The 17517-nt window shown below is 42.1% G+C and carries 14 protein-coding genes and 1 riboswitch; of the genes, 10 read left to right on the plus strand and 4 right to left on the minus strand.

The annotated features are described in order from the left end of the window. Positions 1-619: 619 nt before the first annotated feature. The 4 genes from LPH68_RS11565 to LPH68_RS11580 form a co-directional block, all read right to left on the minus strand. On the minus strand, positions 620-1522 hold the full coding sequence (locus tag LPH68_RS11565; protein WP_008776660.1) for an Rpn family recombination-promoting nuclease/putative transposase: 903 nt from the start codon (positions 1520-1522) through the stop codon (positions 620-622). Between the two features lie 93 nt (positions 1523-1615). After that, positions 1616-3178 carry an ATP-binding protein gene (locus tag LPH68_RS11570; RefSeq protein WP_004312304.1) on the minus strand — a complete coding sequence of 521 codons (1563 nt, stop codon included), beginning with the start codon at positions 3176-3178 and terminating at the stop codon, positions 1616-1618. A 266-nt stretch (positions 3179-3444) separates the two neighbouring features. Continuing rightward, positions 3445-4137: a hypothetical protein gene (locus tag LPH68_RS11575; RefSeq protein ID WP_004312305.1), complete on the minus strand. Its 693-nt coding sequence runs from the start codon at positions 4135-4137 to the stop codon at positions 3445-3447. A 25-nt stretch (positions 4138-4162) separates the two neighbouring features. Continuing rightward, a complete protein-coding gene (locus LPH68_RS11580) occupies positions 4163-6541 on the minus strand; it encodes an ATP-dependent helicase (RefSeq protein WP_004312306.1) in 2379 nt (792 codons plus the stop codon). Positions 6542-6687: 146 nt separating this feature from the next. On the opposite strand from LPH68_RS11580, the gene LPH68_RS11585 reads away from it, so the two are divergent. The 10 genes from LPH68_RS11585 (at position 6688) to LPH68_RS11630 (ending at position 17387) form a co-directional block, all read left to right on the plus strand. Beyond that, positions 6688-8427 carry a hypothetical protein gene (locus LPH68_RS11585; protein ID WP_022199083.1) on the plus strand — a complete coding sequence of 580 codons (1740 nt, stop codon included), beginning with the start codon at positions 6688-6690 and terminating at the stop codon, positions 8425-8427. 75 nt (positions 8428-8502) lie between these two features. Continuing rightward, positions 8503-9120 carry a superoxide dismutase gene (locus LPH68_RS11590; protein WP_004295710.1) on the plus strand — a complete coding sequence of 206 codons (618 nt, stop codon included), beginning with the start codon at positions 8503-8505 and terminating at the stop codon, positions 9118-9120. A gap of 151 nt (positions 9121-9271) precedes the next feature. Continuing rightward, positions 9272-11254, plus strand: coding sequence for a HAMP domain-containing sensor histidine kinase (locus tag LPH68_RS11595; protein WP_008648147.1), 1983 nt, complete (start codon positions 9272-9274; stop codon positions 11252-11254). A 55-nt stretch (positions 11255-11309) separates the two neighbouring features. Further along, positions 11310-11403, plus strand: a riboswitch (TPP riboswitch). A 60-nt stretch (positions 11404-11463) separates the two neighbouring features. Further along, positions 11464-11664: a sulfur carrier protein ThiS gene (gene thiS / locus LPH68_RS11600; RefSeq protein ID WP_004303537.1), complete on the plus strand. Its 201-nt coding sequence runs from the start codon at positions 11464-11466 to the stop codon at positions 11662-11664. A gap of 4 nt (positions 11665-11668) precedes the next feature. Then, on the plus strand, positions 11669-12286 hold the full coding sequence (locus tag LPH68_RS11605; RefSeq protein WP_004312310.1) for a thiamine phosphate synthase: 618 nt from the start codon (positions 11669-11671) through the stop codon (positions 12284-12286). A gap of 44 nt (positions 12287-12330) precedes the next feature. Next, positions 12331-13104, plus strand: coding sequence for a thiazole synthase (locus LPH68_RS11610; protein ID WP_004295706.1), 774 nt, complete (start codon positions 12331-12333; stop codon positions 13102-13104). A gap of 13 nt (positions 13105-13117) precedes the next feature. Continuing rightward, entirely contained in the window at positions 13118-14815 is a 1698-nt protein-coding gene (gene thiC, locus LPH68_RS11615) for a phosphomethylpyrimidine synthase ThiC (RefSeq protein ID WP_004303540.1), read from the plus strand. 79 nt (positions 14816-14894) lie between these two features. Then, entirely contained in the window at positions 14895-16019 is a 1125-nt protein-coding gene (thiH, locus tag LPH68_RS11620; protein ID WP_151923476.1) for a 2-iminoacetate synthase ThiH, read from the plus strand. Positions 16020-16023: 4 nt separating this feature from the next. Further along, entirely contained in the window at positions 16024-16716 is a 693-nt protein-coding gene (locus tag LPH68_RS11625; RefSeq protein ID WP_151923475.1) for a HesA/MoeB/ThiF family protein, read from the plus strand. A gap of 62 nt (positions 16717-16778) precedes the next feature. After that, positions 16779-17387: a thiamine phosphate synthase gene (locus LPH68_RS11630; RefSeq protein WP_004313169.1), complete on the plus strand. Its 609-nt coding sequence runs from the start codon at positions 16779-16781 to the stop codon at positions 17385-17387. Positions 17388-17517 lie beyond the last annotated feature (130 nt).

A 17517-nucleotide genomic window follows, 5' to 3' on the forward strand; every position in this document is an offset into this window, starting at 1 on the left:
GGTTATATCAAAAATAATCTTTCCAACCAAAGAAATTAGTCTATTTTTAAGATTCACTCTATAAATATTAAATCAAAATAAAAGCAAGAAGAGAAATAAATGCATAAATCAATGCAAGAATATACCGTTTTCAGACTAAATATTACATAAATAAGGGATAAAAAACGAATTATTTACCGCTAACTAAGCTTTGTTCCTCACCGAGGAACGACTCGTTGCCCGGTGTGCGTCGCTTCCTTCCTCACCGAGGAACAATACATTCATCGGTGAGACCCAAATTTATCGGTATATTTTCAGCTATTTCACACTATATTCCATCCAAATCAAATATAGCAAAAAGAAAGTACTTATCAAATAATCAAACGAATATCCGCAAATAATCTCTTTACAGCAAACAATAAGCATCCAAATAATATAAAATAAAGCACCACGGATTTCCATAATCCCTAATTACTCACATATTTATTTGCATACAAGACTCTGTCTTAAATTCAAGCAGGAGAAACGCATAAAATATCCTATTTTTATGTATGTTCTCATTTCAAGACTTCTATATATAAAAAATCCTATATCATGTCTAAGATGATATAGGATACTAACAATTATATAAAGGCGTTTATTACAACGCCTTTATCTCTTCTATAGACAAACCTGTGACTTGCGAAATAACATCGAGAGGAATATTTAAAGACTTCATATTGCTTGCAGCTTCCCTTTTCTCTTCCAGACGACCTTCATTAATACCTTCCATACGACCCTCTACACGCCCTTCAGCATGACCCTCTGCGCGTCCTTCAGCACGTTCAGTGAATATATTATCTTTTAATATGACAATATTATCCAAATGGCGATAGTAAGCATCAAGCTCTGCTTTAGTCATCTTGTCAAGTTTTAATCGTTCACGGGCTTCTGTTAAACCTGGAGCAGTCGCACTATCAGGAATATCACCTGTATTCAGATAATAGATCCATTCTTCCAACGGACTTTTAGCTACCTGATTAAAATCATTGACCTTCAAAATATAATATTCAGGATAAAGTTGACTTACTGTATCCACTTTAAAAGTTTGTTTTTGAAAAGGAGTCAGTTCAAGCATATCTCCCTGATGAATTCCCCGGAATTCCGTTTTACCGTGATATACGGTATCTTTGCCACTACCTAAAGAAAAATAGACAATATTGACACTATATACTTTACGTACCTTATCATAACCTTCTCCACGATTAATATACTCGGTTACTAATTTTGAAGTACCAAACAGCATACGTTGAAAATAAGCATACTCATTATTATTCTGAACTTCAATCAGAATAAGTTCACCTTTCGAGTTTTCAGCAAGCATATCTACACGATTATACTTATCAAACTCATCTTCTTGATTGCTTTCACTCTCTAAAAGCTTCCGAATGATTATCTTTTCATTCAAAAGAGTAGTTAGAAAGCCCTCAAGAACTGCAAAATTGGCTTTATTACGCAATAAACGTTTCATAGCCCAATCGAAACGAATATAATTACTTGACATAAGTTCGTCTCCTTTCTTGTTATCTTGTTTCAAGCTAACAAAGGTAAGCAGAAAATGTTTGATTTCAAGTATATATGCTTCAATTTCTTTCTACTAAGAATATTCTATCTTCCACTGTCCCAAAGTCCGCGTTGTACTATCGAAATTCACTCCAACTTTAACAACCTTGCGATGCTCTACCTCATAAGGAATGGCATACTGTTTACTATTAATTTGTGCCAACGCTTCTTCGGGAGTTCCGTCTACCTTAAATTCAAACACATAAATCGCATCAGGCATCTTGATTACCACATCAGCCCTACCAATAGCATTCTTAACCTCTACATCCACATATTGCCCCATCAAACGGAATAACAAATAGAAAATAGTCTGATAGTGCTTTTCCTGATTATTCTCCAAATCATAAGGTATAGAAGAAAAGAAAGAACGAGTACGAAGAAGGCACTGCTCAATATCACCTTTCATCAGGTCTCTTACAAAAGAGACTACATAAAAATTACTTTCACGTGTCGGTTGATTGAGATAGGAAGGGATCAGAGTCTCAATAAAGCCTATCTTAACTTCTTCGTTGGGATAACCTAATGTATATGTACGAAAGAGAGGTTCATATCCTTTAATAGTCAAATAGCCACTCTGATAAAGTACAGGAATCGGATCGGTAATAACCTCTGTCGCTTTATCAAAATCTTCGTCTTTCACTTCCATCTTTTCCAATAGAGTAAGACTGAAGTCCATTCGCTGTAACATTTCAATCAAGAAAGTAGGCGTGCCGGTAGAAAACCAAAAGCTCTTATAATCTCTTTGCGAAAATGCATTGAAAAGGCTGAACGGATTGTAAATATCTTCACAAATCTTGCTGAAATGATAACCGTCATACTGCCGTTTCAAATGCCGACAAGCTTCTTCATAGGTTTCATTATTCGCTTGAGCTATCCTCTCAATATCCGGTTGCATCTGACTTAGCAACTCTTGCTCTGTAATACCACAAATAGCACTATAATCATCGCTCATACTGATATTCTGCAAGTTATTCAGCTCACTAAATATACTCATCTGACTGAACTTGCTGATTCCTGTCAGAAACAAGAAACGAAGATATTGCCCTTGCGCTTTAAGAGGACTGAAAAACTTCCGCATTTCAGTTCGCAATTGTCCTTGTAAAGCAGAGTCGCTATTACTATCCAATAAAGGTGCATCATATTCGTCAATCAATACAACAGCCTGCTTTCCTGTCTGTTGGTAGATTCGTTGAAGCAAACCGGTTAAACGGGCTGCATAGCTCGTTTCTTCTTCATTTTTCCCATAAGTCCTCTCCCATTCGCTTAGATAAAGATTCAATTGCTCTTGCAAATCTTCGATTGTGGTGTATTTCGTTCTACTAAAATCAATATGCAACACAGGATAAACAGTCCATTCTTTCTCTAACTGTTCCATAGCCAATCCTTCGAACAACTCTTTCTTTCCGGAAAAATAAGCTTCAAGAGTAGAGACTAGAAGACTTTTTCCAAAGCGACGCGGACGACTAAGGAAATAAATCTTATTTGTATGAGTCAAATGATAAATTAATGCAGTTTTATCAATATACACACAATCATTATTACGTAAATCCTCAAAATTCTGTATTCCGATAGGATATCTTCTAAATGTCTCTTTCATACCACTCTAATGCTTTTATTGGAAATATGAACAAAGATACGAAATAAAATGATTACATGACACTTAATATTATTATAAAACCCTACAATATCATTCAATTGCATTGTTCGATTCACATAAACTTATCTAAAGAACTACCTTATTAATAGCCATTAAAATAGTGACGCTATCCCACCAATATAGTGACGGTATATGCTTAGGATAGCGTCACTATATTGGTGGGATAGCGTCACTATATTTAAACCGAATATTTCGGGCTTTTAACTCTAGTTTCCGCGCTGTGTAGGCAAGGTAAATTCCTGCGAATCACAAATCATTCCATTCTCGTCCGCCACTGCGACACGGAATGTCACTTCACCGTCTTTCAATTTTTCACCTGCATGAATGGAAGCGGTATAACGGATGCCTTCACCCGGAAGAATTTCCTCCACCATCACGGAAGGAGAAATGCCGAGATGCTTCACCTTCCCCACCGTTTCTACCACAGGAACTACATTATAAACAGGATTTCTCCCTTCATTCATAATCTCAAAGATTATCTTGCTATTTTCTCCCGCATCAATCACATGACTGCGATTATCATCTATAAAACGGATCTTGCGCAACTTCAGTTGAGAAATAGGCTGTTGCACTTGCGGCTGTTTCTTATACTTTTGCACACGCACTTCCCGTACTTCAGGAATATACGCATCTTCCTCTATTTGCTCTTGCCTCGGCGCCGTCAACGCGTTTCCAATAGCCGCACCGGCAATGGTTCCCACAATATTCCCAATAGCAGAACCACGGTAACCGCCCCTCCAGCCATGATTATTATCTCCGATAAGTCCGCCTATCGAACTTCCCAGACTACCTCCGATAGAAGCACCTGCCATGATAGCTCCCGGATTTCCCATACGCCCCGACGCACATCCACTCACAATCAAAGCGGAAAGCAAAATTACTGTTAGTTGTTTCTTCATGAGTCTCTCTATTTAGTGTTATTATTTATTCTACCACTTTAAAACGAGCGAAACGTAATAATAGTTGTTTGTCTCCCGCATTTTTAAAATGAATAGTTGCTTTCGCATTGTCTCCCGTTCCTTCTACTTTAATCACTTCACCCAATCCGAAACGTTCGTGCTCTATCATCTGTCCGGCCTGTACTCCTGCTACCGATGGCGAAGTGGAAGAGGTTGCCTGTGCACCGCTACTTGGGCTAACAGTACTAACTTTCTTCAAATTCCTCGGTACGCTGGAAGCAATGATCTGTGCTTTCGGACGTTCACGTTGTTCGGAAGATGTACTTCCGAAAGGGGCACGCGACGGAGAAGCTGAACGGGTGAATCCTCCTTCAATCTCTCTACGGAAACGTCCTGCACCTTCATCGACAGCACGGCTCACTCCTGCCTCATGCGGCAATTGCAAGTAATGAACATCGATATCACGCAAGAAACGACTGGGGCTTCCAAATTCCATCTTTCCATAACGGAAACGGGTTTTGGCAAAAGACAGATAACAATGTTCCTCCGCACGAGTAATAGCTACATAGAACAAACGACGTTCTTCTTCCAGTGCCCGGGGAGAATCTCCTACCATCCCACTGGGAAACAGGTTTTCTTCCAGACCGACCACAAATACATTCTTAAACTCCAATCCTTTAGCCGAATGAACTGTCATCAACGTTATCTTTTCCCCATCATCCGCCTTGTCGGAATCCTGATCGGTAAGCAATGCAATCTCCGAAAGGAAATCGGTAAGAGACACATTCGGATTACCCTCCTCCTGCCGCAAAGCGCAGAAGTCATTCATTCCATTCACCAACTCTTCTATATTTTCCTTACGGCTTAGATTCTCGGGGGATGTGTCCTGACAAACATCGTTGATAATGCCGGACTGACGGATGATATTCGTTCCTATTTCATAAGCGTTCTTATCTGCCTGATCGACAATGAAACCTTCTATCAATTCACGAAAGCCTTGCAGTTTTGCATGCGTTCCTTTATTTATATCCAGTCCGTAACTCAATGGTTCACAGAGTGCCGCCCAAAGACTTACGCCATGATCGGTAGCCGCCGATATAATCTTCCCGACTGTCGTATCTCCAATACCACGAGCCGGATAATTAATGATTCGCTTGAATGCTTCTTCATCATTCGGATTCACTACCAAACGGAAATAAGCAATCACATCTTTTATCTCTTTTCGCTGGTAGAACGAAAGTCCTCCGTAAATCTTATAAGGTATACTCCGTTTCCGAAGAGCCTCTTCAAAAATACGGCTTTGTGCATTCGTACGATACAGGATGGCAAAATCAGCATATCCGTAGCGATACTCCCGTCGTAGCTCTGCAATCTTATTAGCTACAATATCTCCCTCTTCCACATCGCTATACGCCTGAAATACGCCGATAGGTTCCCCCTTTTCTTTCTCCGAAAACACGGCTTTCCGTATCTGGCGTTCATTCTTCTCAATCAAGCTATTGGCAGCACAAACAATGGTTTGTGTGGAACGATAATTCTGCTCCAGTTTAAAAACTTTCGTATTGGGGTAGATTTTTGTAAAATAGAGAATATTGTCAATATCCGCCCCACGGAAAGAATAGATACTTTGCGCATCGTCTCCCACTACACAGACCCGTTGATTTTCTTTAGTCAGTTGTAGAACAATGCTATGCTGCGCATAATTCGTATCCTGATACTCGTCCACCAATACATAACGGAACTGATCGCGATAACGTGCCAGCACTTCCGGAAAGTCACGAAACAGAATATAGGTATATACCAATAAATCATCAAAATCCATCGCTCCCGCCTGACGGCATCTGTCCCAATAACGAGTATAGATATCACGGATAGCAGGCATCTTGGCAGCCATATCTCCTTCGTAAGCCTCTTTATTGGCAGCGTATCCCGTAGGAGTGACCAAATGGTTTTTGGCATTGGAGATGCGTGCCTGCACTACTCCCGGTTTATAAGTTTTCTCGTCCAATCCCATCTCTTTGATGATGGAACGAAGCAGGCTCTTACTATCAGCCGTATCATAGATGGTGAACTGGGAAGTGAACCCGATAAATGTTGCTTCGGCACGAAGAATCCGTGAGAAGATGGAATGGAAAGTCCCCATCCACAAATAACGTGCCCTTTCCATACCTACCTGACGGGCAATACGCTCTTTCATCTCGCGCGCCGCCTTATTCGTAAAGGTCAGTGCAAGGATATTCCACGGATTGTAGCCGTTCTCCTGTTCCAGCAAGTAAGCGATTTTATAAGTCAATACACGCGTCTTCCCCGAACCTGCACCGGCTATCACCAGCGAAGGACCGTCATTATAAGTCACTGCAGCACACTGACTCTCGTTCAATTCATCTATATAATTGGTATTCATAACAGCATTATAAAAACAATGTGGATTTTTAACAAACCCTTGGCATTCAAATTTGTTCTCAATACAAAAGTATAATATTCATTCGAGAATGAAGGTATTTTTATGAATTTTCATCACTAACTATTTTAACCTAACACCAAAAAGCAATGAAAAGAAGTATATTTTTATCGATTATTTTGAGTTTGTTTCTGGTCGCCTGCATTCCACAGGCAATGGCACAAAAGCAGAGCCGCCTGGAAAAGCTGCTAAGGTATCTGAACGATAATGACGCCGACAAATGGCAGAAAAACCGTGATAAGATAGATGACGAGACACAAACCTATTATGCCGAGGAACTGGCATTATTGGATGTGCTCAACGGATTGTGGAACGAGCAAAGCGAACAGGCTGCCACCAACTATTTCGGATGCTACGAAAGGGCAACGAAAGCTTATTTTCCCAATATCTGTGAAGAAGAGAAAATACAACTTTCCAACGTACAAAACAAAGCAGAACTGGCCGTTATCTCCATTCTGGATGCTTCGAAAGATCAAATTCCTTTTAGCAAGACGTTGATGGACAGTATCCAGTCAAGCGGTTATCCGGGAGATTCTGCCATCTTGCAAAAGGTGCGGGACATCCGTGAAATGGCTTTACTGGAAGGTATGCTGAAAACACCTACGCTGAATATTTATCAAACGTACATCACGGAATATCCGAACGGCAAATTTATCTCTCAAATCAACACTGCGGAAAACAAACGGCTTTACCAGATTGTAAAGAGTAATCCGACATCAGCGAATTTCAAGGCATTTTTTGATAACGCCAACATGCAGAAATTCTTCACGGATAAAGATACGCGTCCATTCCTTCCGGAAGTTCGCGCGTTATACGATGATTTTCTGTTTCAAGGAATCGACAGCCTCCGGGAGAAAGGAAACGCAACAGCCATCCGGCAGATTATTGACGAGTATAAGCAATCACCTTACCTGACTTCTACAGCACGTACTCATCTGGACGACCTTGAATATCTTAGTGAAAAAGCTGATTTTGAGCTTTTAAAAGCTGCCATTGTCAATTCCGAATCTTTGAGTATGCTGCAGGATTTTCTTTGCACACACAGGTATAAGGAATTTCGTGACCAGGCCAATGCACTACGGACACCGTTTATTCTGCAAACAATCATATCCACTCCTACTTCTGTGAAATACTATAATGGAGGACGATTGATTAAGTCTGCGGAAAATGACAGTACGGGAAATACCTCGACCACTTATTCGTATGATGATAAGGGGCAGCTCATTTCTACATTGTCGCTTACCGTAAAGAACGGTCAGCCAAGCAATGAAATACAAACGAACAGATTATACGATCCGCAAGGTCACTGCATCTTTGAAGTGCAAACGAATCCGAAAACCAAAACGGATCTCTACCGACGGACACGCCGTATCGGTACGGACGGAAGTATCGAGAGTGATTCGCTCAAGTATACAGATGGAAGAGTCATCATAAGTTCCTATAATAAACAGGGGTTATTGACCGAAACCAAAGAGTATAATAAGAATGGAGAACTTCAGGCGTACACCGCAAACAAATATGATGATAAAGGCAGATTGATTTCATCCCAACATCAAAACCTGCTTTTTGCCAATTCTTCGGATCAGATTATTTCACAAAAAGATGCTTATGAATACGATAAATACGGTTATCTGACACAAATCGTTTACCAACGGATTTTAGGCAATAACCAGAAAACATCGGGATGCCTGACCTGCCTGTACGATAAATACGGAAACCAGATCGATAGCAATTCTTATTATGAATATGATAATACGGGCCAATGGATCTGCCGGACCGACCGTGAGCATCCGAAAGAAGTGGAACGCATACAGTACATTTACAAATAAAGTAAGATGCTGTGAACATTTTGCAAAGGGCTTCTGTTATTATAGTATAACAAGCCAATTAAAACTTGTAACATTATGAATACTATATTAATGTCTTTAATTATGATGACCATGACTTACGAAATGCCTAAACTTCCTTACGCTAACAATGCGTTGGAACCTGTAATCAGTCAGCAAACAATAGATTTCCATTACGGAAAACATCTACAAACGTATGTAAATAATCTGAATAGCCTCGTGCCCGGAACAGAATATGAAGGTAAAACGGTAGAAGAAATCGTTGCAGCCGCACCGGATGGAGCTATATTCAATAACGCCGGACAAGTATTGAACCACAACCTGTACTTCCTGCAATTTGCCCCGAAACCTTCAAAGAAGGAGCCGGCCGGTAAACTGGGAGAAGCCATCAAACGTGACTTTGGCAGCTTTGAAAACTTCAAGAAAGAATTCAATGCAGCAGCAGTCGGATTGTTTGGTTCAGGATGGGCTTGGCTATCCGTAGATAAAGACGGTAAACTGAAAATCACTAAAGAGGGGAACGGCAGCAATCCGGTACGTGCCGGTTTGAAACCACTTCTTGGATTTGACGTTTGGGAACACTCCTATTATCTGGATTACCAGAACCGCCGTGCCGACCACGTAAACGCCCTGTGGGATATCATCGACTGGGATGTGGTTGAAAAAAGAATGTAATCAAATTTACAAGCTAAACTATACTTATGGAAAAGGTCGTTGTGTTTTTCACAGCGACCTTTTTTACAGATTAAAAAGAAACAGACTTTTATTGTATATCAGATGCATTAGTTGTATTTTTGCAACTCATAAAACAACATAACAAACAATTATGATACTGTATAAAAGAAAAAAAATACGATTTATTGTCTCCATTGCTGTACTCCTTTTCCTCCCCCTTTTCGGCAATGCTGCCACCACAGAAGAATCTGAGGAAGAAATCCTGTTTATCACCTCTTATAATTCTGACACTAAATATACCTACGATAACATCAGCACATTTATAGAGACCTACACCCAATTGGGAGGAAGATATTCGACCATGGTAGAAAATATGAATGCAACAGACTTAACGCAGGCGCATCAATGGAAAAAAACATTGACCGATATTCTGGACAAACATCCGAAAGCCAAATTAGTTATTCTCCTGGGTGGTGAAGCATGGAGCAGTTTCCTCCATCTCGAAGATGAAAAGTACAAGCAGCTTCCTGTTTTCTGTGCAATGGCATCACGCAACGGAATACGTATTCCGGAGGATTCGACCGACATCCGAAGCTATAATCCCGAAAGCATTAACTTAATGGAACGCATGAAGGAATACAACGTAAGATATTGTAGCACATACGAATATGACATTAAAAAAGATATTGAAATGATACAGGATTTCTATCCGGAAACAGAACACCTTGTATTTGTATCGGATAACACATACAACGGACTTGCCGAACTGGCATGGTTCAAGAAAAACCTGCAACATTTCCCACAGTTGTCTATCACCTACGTCGATGGCCGCATCCATACACTCGATATGGCTGCCAGTCAATTGCGCAATCTTCCCAGAAACACAGTCATGTTGCTTGGCATCTGGAGAATCGATAACCGGGGTATTACTTACATGAATAACTCCGTTTATGCTTTTTCCAAAGCCAATCCTCTCCTGCCTATGTTCAGCATGACTTCCACTGCAATAGGTTACTGGGCTATCGGAGGATATGTCCCGCAATATGAAGGAGTGGGACAAAGCATGGGAGAATATGCCTACCGCTTTTTAGACCAGAAGGAAACTGATATCAGCAGTATCAATATCTTACCCAACAGATATAAATTTGATGCGAAGAAACTAAAGGAATGGGGATTTGAAAACAAGAAGTTACCTGTTAACTCAATGGTAATCAATCAGCCCATCCCATTCTTTGTGGCCTATAAGACAGAAGTACAATTCATCCTGATTATATTTCTCGTATTAGTAGGAAGTCTAATGATTTCGCTGTATTACTATTACCGGACTAAAATCCTGAAGAATCACCTTGAAAGAACTACGAAACAACTACGGGAAGATAAAAAGAAGTTGGAAGAGTCTGAAGTCGAATTGCGTGATGCTAAAGAGCGCGCCGAAGAAGCTAACCAACTGAAAAGTGCCTTTGTTTCGAATATGAGCCACGAGATACGGACTCCGCTAAATGCTATTGTCGGTTTCTCCAGTCTGATTATCGGTTCGGTAGAGCAGAATAACGAACTGAAAGAATACGCAGATATTGTCCAGACCAACTCCAATCTGTTGCTCCAACTGATTAGTGATGTACTGGATATATCACGCCTGGAATCAGGAAAACTGCAATTCAACTATGAATGGTGTGAGCTGGTGAACCATTGCCAGAATATGATTACTCTGACCAACCGGAACAAGACAATGGATGTAGACATTAAACTGCAAATGCCTAAAGAGCCTTACATGCTCTACACAGATCCCTTGCGCCTGCAGCAGATTATTATCAATCTGCTGAACAATGCCTTGAAATTCACTCCTGCCGGAGGAAGTATTACGCTGGATTATGAAGTGGACGAAAAAAAGCAATGTATGCTGTTCTCGGTAACTGATACCGGCACCGGAATCCCCGAAGATAAACAGGAGCTGGTATTCCAACGTTTCGAAAAGCTGAACGAGTTCGTACAGGGTACAGGATTGGGACTGGCTATCTGCAAACTGACCATCCAATATATGGGAGGTGATATCTGGATTGACAAGAATTACAAAAATGGCGCCCGATTTATCTTTTCTCATCCTATCAAAAAACAGGAATCAACAGAAAAATGAAAAAAAATCGAATGATTTAGTGTTTTTCTGTTTCTTTTTCACTTACTTTGTCCCCGTAAAGACAAAGGGGTGCCCCATGAGGGGCTGAGATTATACCCTAGGAACCTGAGGCAGTTAGTACTGACGTAGGGATTGTGTTTCTTCTTATCGCCTTTCCATTCAAGCACGCTCTTTGTATTTACTTTCAACTTATTTATTCTGATAGGACAATGAAAGTACAAGTGAACAACAAAGAGGTGGAAATTACTCCCGACTCTACCCTTACACAACTGACAGCACAGCTCGAACTTCCGGTTCAAGGCATTGCTATCGCCGTAAACAACAAAATGATTCCCCGTACCGAATGGGAGGGTTTCATATTGCATGAGAACGATAACCTGGTGATTATCAAAGCTGCTTGCGGAGGATAAGGGAATGGTCAGTCTACAATTTATCACGCATCAGACCGAACGGTACTCGTACCTCGAATCGGCACGTATGGCACTCGAAGGCGGGTGCAAATGGATCCAACTACGCATGAAAGAGGCTCCTCTCGAAGAAGTGGAGGCAGTAGCCCTGCAACTGAAACCGCTTTGTAAAGAGCACGAAGCAATTTTGGTTCTGGACGATCACGTTGAACTGGCGCGAAAGCTGGAAGTGGACGGTGTGCATCTGGGCAAAAAGGATATGCCTATCGACCAGGCCCGCCAAATTCTTGGAGAGGCTTTCATTATCGGCGGCACTGCAAATACATTCGAAGATGTTGTACAGCACTATCGTGCCGGTGCCGATTACCTTGGCATCGGTCCTTTCCGGTTTACTACCACTAAAAAGAATTTAAGCCCTGTACTGGGATTGGAAGGCTATTCCTCCATCCTTTCACAGATGAAAGAGGCGAATATCGAAATCCCCGTAGTAGCGATTGGAGGAATCACTTATGAGGATATTCCTGCCATACTTCACACAGGAGTAAACGGGATAGCCCTGTCGGGAACCATTCTCGGAGCGGATAATCCGATAGAAGAAACACGTAGAATCCTGAATCATGCGTAAAGCAATGATGTACAATCAGTAATTTAATTTATAATATATATAGAATGGAAAAGTTAGTAATTGCGGGACGCGAATTTAACTCCCGTCTTTTCCTGGGAACAGGAAAATTCAATTCCAATGAAGTAATGGAACAAGCTATTCTGGCTTCAGGCACGGAAATGGTTACTGTTGCCATGAAACGAATCGACATGGACAACAAAGAGGATGACATGCTGAAACATATTATTCATCCGAATATTCAGCTATTGCCCAATACTTCCGGTGTACGTAATGCAGAAGAGGCTGTTTTTGCAGCACAGTTGGCTCGTGAAGCCTTTGGAACAAACTGGCTGAAACTGGAAATTCACCCGGACCCACGCTATCTGCTCCCTGACTCTATCGAGACACTGAAAGCTACGGAAGAACTGGTAAAACTGGGTTTTATCGTGTTGCCTTATTGTCAGGCTGACCCTGTACTCTGCAAACGTCTGGAAGAAGCGGGCGCAGCTACCGTTATGCCGCTCGGTGCACCAATCGGTACCAATAAAGGATTGCAGACCAAAGAATTCCTGCAAATCATTATCGAACAGGCAGGTATCCCGGTAGTCGTAGATGCGGGTATCGGTGCACCCAGTCATGCTGCCGAAGCAATGGAACTGGGAGCTTCCGCTGTATTAGTTAATACCGCAATAGCCGTTGCCGGAAATCCGGTAGAAATGGCAAAAGCATTCAAAGCGGCTACAGAAGCCGGAAGACAGGCTTACGAAGCAGGATTAGGATTACAAGCCGTCGACTTCGTGGCAGAAGCAAGTTCACCTCTAACGGCTTTTCTTGATTAAAAACGAATAAACTATGGAACAAAAAATAAAATTCCCCCGCTCGCAGAAAGTCTATTTACCCGGTAAACTTTATCCGAATATCCGTGTAGCGATGCGGAAAGTGGAACAAGTGCCCAGTGTCAGCTTTGAAGGCGAAGAAAAGATAGCAACACCGAACCCGGAGATATATGTATATGATACCAGCGGACCGTTCAGCGATGCAGATATGAGCATTGATCTTAAAAAAGGACTGCCCCGTATGCGTGAAGAATGGATTGTAGGCCGTGGTGATGTGGAACAACTTCCCGAAATTACTTCGGAATACGGACAAATGAGAAGGGACGATAAAAGTCTCGATCACTTACGTTTCGAGCACATCGCTCTGCCCTATCGCGCTAAAAAAGGAGAAGCAATCACTCAAATGGCATACGCCAAAAGAGGGATTATCACCCCTGAAATGGAATATGTAGCAATCCGCGAGAACATGAATTGCGAGGAATTGGGAATTAAGACCCACATTACTCCAGAATTTGTCCGTCAGGAGATTGCAGAAGGACGTGCTGTATTACCGGCCAATATCAACCACCCAGAAGCTGAACCGATGATTATCGGACGCAACTTCCTTGTGAAAATCAATACGAATATCGGAAATTCGGCTACTACCTCAAGCATAGATGAAGAAGTGGAGAAAGCATTGTGGAGCTGCAAATGGGGTGGCGATACCTTGATGGATCTTTCCACAGGAGAAAATATCCATGAAACACGCGAATGGATTATCCGTAATTGTCCCGTACCCGTCGGCACGGTTCCTATTTATCAGGCACTTGAAAAGGTGAACGGCATAGTGGAAGACCTCACCTGGGAAATCTACCGGGATACATTGATTGAACAATGTGAACAAGGTGTAGATTACTTCACCATTCATGCAGGGATCCGCCGCCATAATGTTCATCTTGCCGATAAGCGGTTGTGCGGTATTGTCAGCCGTGGAGGAAGCATAATGAGTAAATGGTGTCTCGTACACGATCAGGAAAGTTTCTTATACGATCACTTTGATGATATTTGTGATATCCTGGCACAATATGATGTAGCCGTTTCTTTAGGCGACGGACTTCGTCCGGGTTCTATCTACGATGCGAACGATGAAGCGCAGTTCGCCGAACTGGATACCATGGGAGAATTAGTGCTTCGTGCCTGGGATAAGAATGTTCAGGCATTTATTGAAGGCCCCGGACACGTTCCGATGCATAAAATCAAAGAGAACATGGAACGTCAGATTGAAAAATGCCATGACGCCCCATTCTATACACTCGGCCCGTTGGTGACGGATATTGCTCCCGGATACGACCATATCACTTCTGCTATCGGTGCCGCACAAATCGGATGGCTGGGTACGGCTATGCTTTGTTATGTCACTCCGAAAGAACACCTTGCCTTACCCGACAAAGAGGACGTACGCGTAGGAGTCATTACCTACAAGATAGCCGCTCATGCCGCTGACCTGGCAAAAGGACACCCGGGTGCACAGGTACGAGACAACGCATTGAGTAAAGCTCGCTATGAGTTCCGCTGGAAAGATCAGTTCGACCTGTCTCTCGACCCGGAGCGGGCGCAGACCTATTTTCGTGCAGGACATCATATCGATGGAGAATATTGTACGATGTGCGGACCTAATTTCTGTGCAATGAGATTGTCACGCGATTTAAAGAAAAGCGCTAAAACCAACAAATAATGAGTAGGGAGAAACAGAAAGTCAGCCCACTGACCTACCTTCTCCCCTCATTTCAATTTTTAATTTTTAATTGATTAAAATGTTCTCCGACGAATTAGAAAAAATATCCTGGGAAGAGACGACAAAAGCCATCTATTCCAAAACAGATGCCGACGTACGCCGTGCATTGGGTAAAAAAGAGCATCTGGATGTCAACGACTTTATGGCGCTGATTTCACCTGCCGCCACTCCTTATCTGGAAGTGATGGCACGCCTTAGTCAGAAATATACGATGGAACGGTTCGGTAAGACTATCTCCATGTTCGTACCGCTCTACCTGACTAATTCATGTACCAACTCCTGCGTCTATTGCGGTTTCCACATCAGCAATCCGATGAAGAGAACGATACTGACAGAGGAAGAGATTGTCAACGAATACAAAGCCATCAAACGACTGGCTCCTTTTGAAAATCTACTGCTCGTAACCGGTGAAAACCCTGCCGCAGCAGGTGTTCCCTACATTGCCCGGGCGCTGGATTTGGCAAAACCTTATTTCAGCAACCTGCAAATTGAAGTAATGCCCCTTAAAGCAAAAGAATATCAGGAACTGACTAATCATGGTCTGAATGGAGTGATCTGTTTTCAAGAGACTTACCATAAAGCAAATTACAAGACATATCATCCGAGAGGCATGAAATCTAAATTCGAATGGCGTGTAGACGGCTTCGACCGTATGGGACAGGCAGGTGTACATAAGATTGGCATGGGTGTCCTGATCGGTCTGGAAGAATGGCGGACAGACGTAACGATGATGGCTTATCATCTGCGTTATCTGCAGAAGCATTATTGGAAAACGAAATACAGCGTAAATTTCCCGCGTATGCGTCCGTCTGAAAATGGCGGATTCCAACCGAATGTAGTCATGAACGACCGGGAACTGGCTCAACTTACATTCGCGATGCGAATTTTCGACCACGACGTAGATATCTCCTATTCCACCCGTGAAAGTGCAGAAATCCGAAATCACATGGCAACGCTCGGTGTTACAACCATGAGTGCGGAGAGTAAAACTGAACCGGGAGGATATTACAGTTATCCTCAAACCCTGAAACAATTTCACGTAAGTGATGAGCGAAAGGCGGTTGAAGTGGAACGTGACTTGAAGAAACTGGGTCGCGAACCGGTTTGGAAGGATTGGGATCAGTCTTTTGATTTTAAAAGATAGGCAGATGCGGTACGATAGACAAATCATACTTCCCGAAATCGGAGAAGAAGGTCAGAAGAAACTGCAGGAAGCCAAAGTGCTTATTGTAGGTGTGGGAGGGCTAGGCTCTCCCATTGCTCTCTACCTGGCAGGCGCCGGTGTGGGATGCCTGGGACTGGTAGATGATGACTTGGTAAGCATCACCAACCTACAACGACAAGTGCTCTATTCCGAAAAGGAATTAGGTAAACCAAAAGCTATCTGTGCTGCGGAACGGCTCTCCGCTCTCAACAGTGAAATCGAAATACACCCCTACGCTGCCCGGCTGACGAAAGACAATGCGTATGATATCATTCAGGAATATGATATAGTGGTGGATGGCTGCGACAACTTTGCCACCCGCTACCTGATTAACGACATTTGCATTGAACAGAAAAAGCCCTACGTATATGGTGCTATCTGCGGTTTTGAAGGACAGGTTTCTGTATTCAACTACGGAAATCAAAAGAAAAACTACCGGGATCTTTATCCCGATGAAGAAGAAATGCAACGGATGCCTCCTCCGCCCAAAGGAGTGATGGGGGTTACTCCTGCCATTGTAGGGAGCATTGAAGCTACGGAAGTATTGAAAATAATCTGTGGCTTTGGTGATGTTTTAGCCGGCGAACTATGGACAATTGACCTGCGGACACTGCAATCTAACAAATTTTCACTATAAAGGTTGGTTTCTGACATAGTTAATTAGTAACTTTGCTAAACAATCCAATTTTAACAAAAGAAATGAAACTAATTGTAGTTACCACCCCTACTTTCTTCGTCGAAGAAGATAAGATTATTACCGCTCTTTTCGAAGAGGGGCTGGATGTCCTACATCTTAGAAAGCCGGAGACTCCGGCTATGTATTCGGAACGGCTATTGACACTTATTCCGGATAAATATCACCGTCGCATCGTTACACATGAGCATTTTTATCTAAAAGAAGAATTCAACCTGATGGGAATTCACCTGAATGCGCGTAACCCCAAAGAACCGCATGATTATTATGGTCATATCAGTTGTTCCTGCCATTCAGTGGAGGAGGTAAAAAACAGAAAGCACTTTTACGACTATGTTTTTATGAGCCCTATCTATGACAGTATCTCTAAAGTGAATTACTATTCAACATACACTGCCGAAGAGTTACGCGAAGCACAAAGAGCCAAGATTATCGACTCGAAAGTGATGGCATTGGGAGGTATCAATGAAGACAATTTATTGGAGATTAAGGATTTCGGTTTCGGAGGGGCTGTCGTCTTAGGAGATCTCTGGAATAGATTCGACGCTTGTCAGGACCAAAATTATTTAGCCGTAATCGAGCATTTCAAAAAGCTGAAGAAACTATCAGATTAATAAATATAGCCGATCATAAAACTAACTGGTTATGCTTCCTCATTTTATCCAATAAGAGAAGTGTTTTTCCCAATCATGAAATATTAAAAAAGCCGTTGCGAATTACCTTCTGCAACGGCTCTCTATTTTT

The organism is Bacteroides sp. 1_1_30, from assembly GCF_020982715.1.
Taxonomy (GTDB): Bacteria; Bacteroidota; Bacteroidia; order Bacteroidales; family Bacteroidaceae; genus Bacteroides; species Bacteroides xylanisolvens.

Bases quoted from the DNA above. Each gene is read 5' to 3' on its own strand.
- LPH68_RS11565 (WP_008776660.1), bottom strand. From the start codon at position 1,522: ATGTCAAGTAATTATATTCGTTTCGATTGGGCTATGAAACGTTTATTG.
- LPH68_RS11570 (WP_004312304.1), bottom strand. From the start codon at position 3,178: ATGAAAGAGACATTTAGAAGATATCCTATCGGAATACAGAATTTTGAG.
- LPH68_RS11575 (WP_004312305.1), bottom strand. From the start codon at position 4,137: ATGAAGAAACAACTAACAGTAATTTTGCTTTCCGCTTTGATTGTGAGT.
- LPH68_RS11580 (WP_004312306.1), bottom strand. From the start codon at position 6,541: ATGAATACCAATTATATAGATGAATTGAACGAGAGTCAGTGTGCTGCA.
- LPH68_RS11585 (WP_022199083.1), top strand. From the start codon at position 6,688: ATGAAAAGAAGTATATTTTTATCGATTATTTTGAGTTTGTTTCTGGTC.
- LPH68_RS11590 (WP_004295710.1), top strand. From the start codon at position 8,503: ATGAATACTATATTAATGTCTTTAATTATGATGACCATGACTTACGAA.
- LPH68_RS11595 (WP_008648147.1), top strand. From the start codon at position 9,272: ATGATACTGTATAAAAGAAAAAAAATACGATTTATTGTCTCCATTGCT.
- thiS (WP_004303537.1), top strand. From the start codon at position 11,464: ATGAAAGTACAAGTGAACAACAAAGAGGTGGAAATTACTCCCGACTCT.
- LPH68_RS11605 (WP_004312310.1), top strand. From the start codon at position 11,669: ATGGTCAGTCTACAATTTATCACGCATCAGACCGAACGGTACTCGTAC.
- LPH68_RS11610 (WP_004295706.1), top strand. From the start codon at position 12,331: ATGGAAAAGTTAGTAATTGCGGGACGCGAATTTAACTCCCGTCTTTTC.
- thiC (WP_004303540.1), top strand. From the start codon at position 13,118: ATGGAACAAAAAATAAAATTCCCCCGCTCGCAGAAAGTCTATTTACCC.
- thiH (WP_151923476.1), top strand. From the start codon at position 14,895: ATGTTCTCCGACGAATTAGAAAAAATATCCTGGGAAGAGACGACAAAA.
- LPH68_RS11625 (WP_151923475.1), top strand. From the start codon at position 16,024: ATGCGGTACGATAGACAAATCATACTTCCCGAAATCGGAGAAGAAGGT.
- LPH68_RS11630 (WP_004313169.1), top strand. From the start codon at position 16,779: ATGAAACTAATTGTAGTTACCACCCCTACTTTCTTCGTCGAAGAAGAT.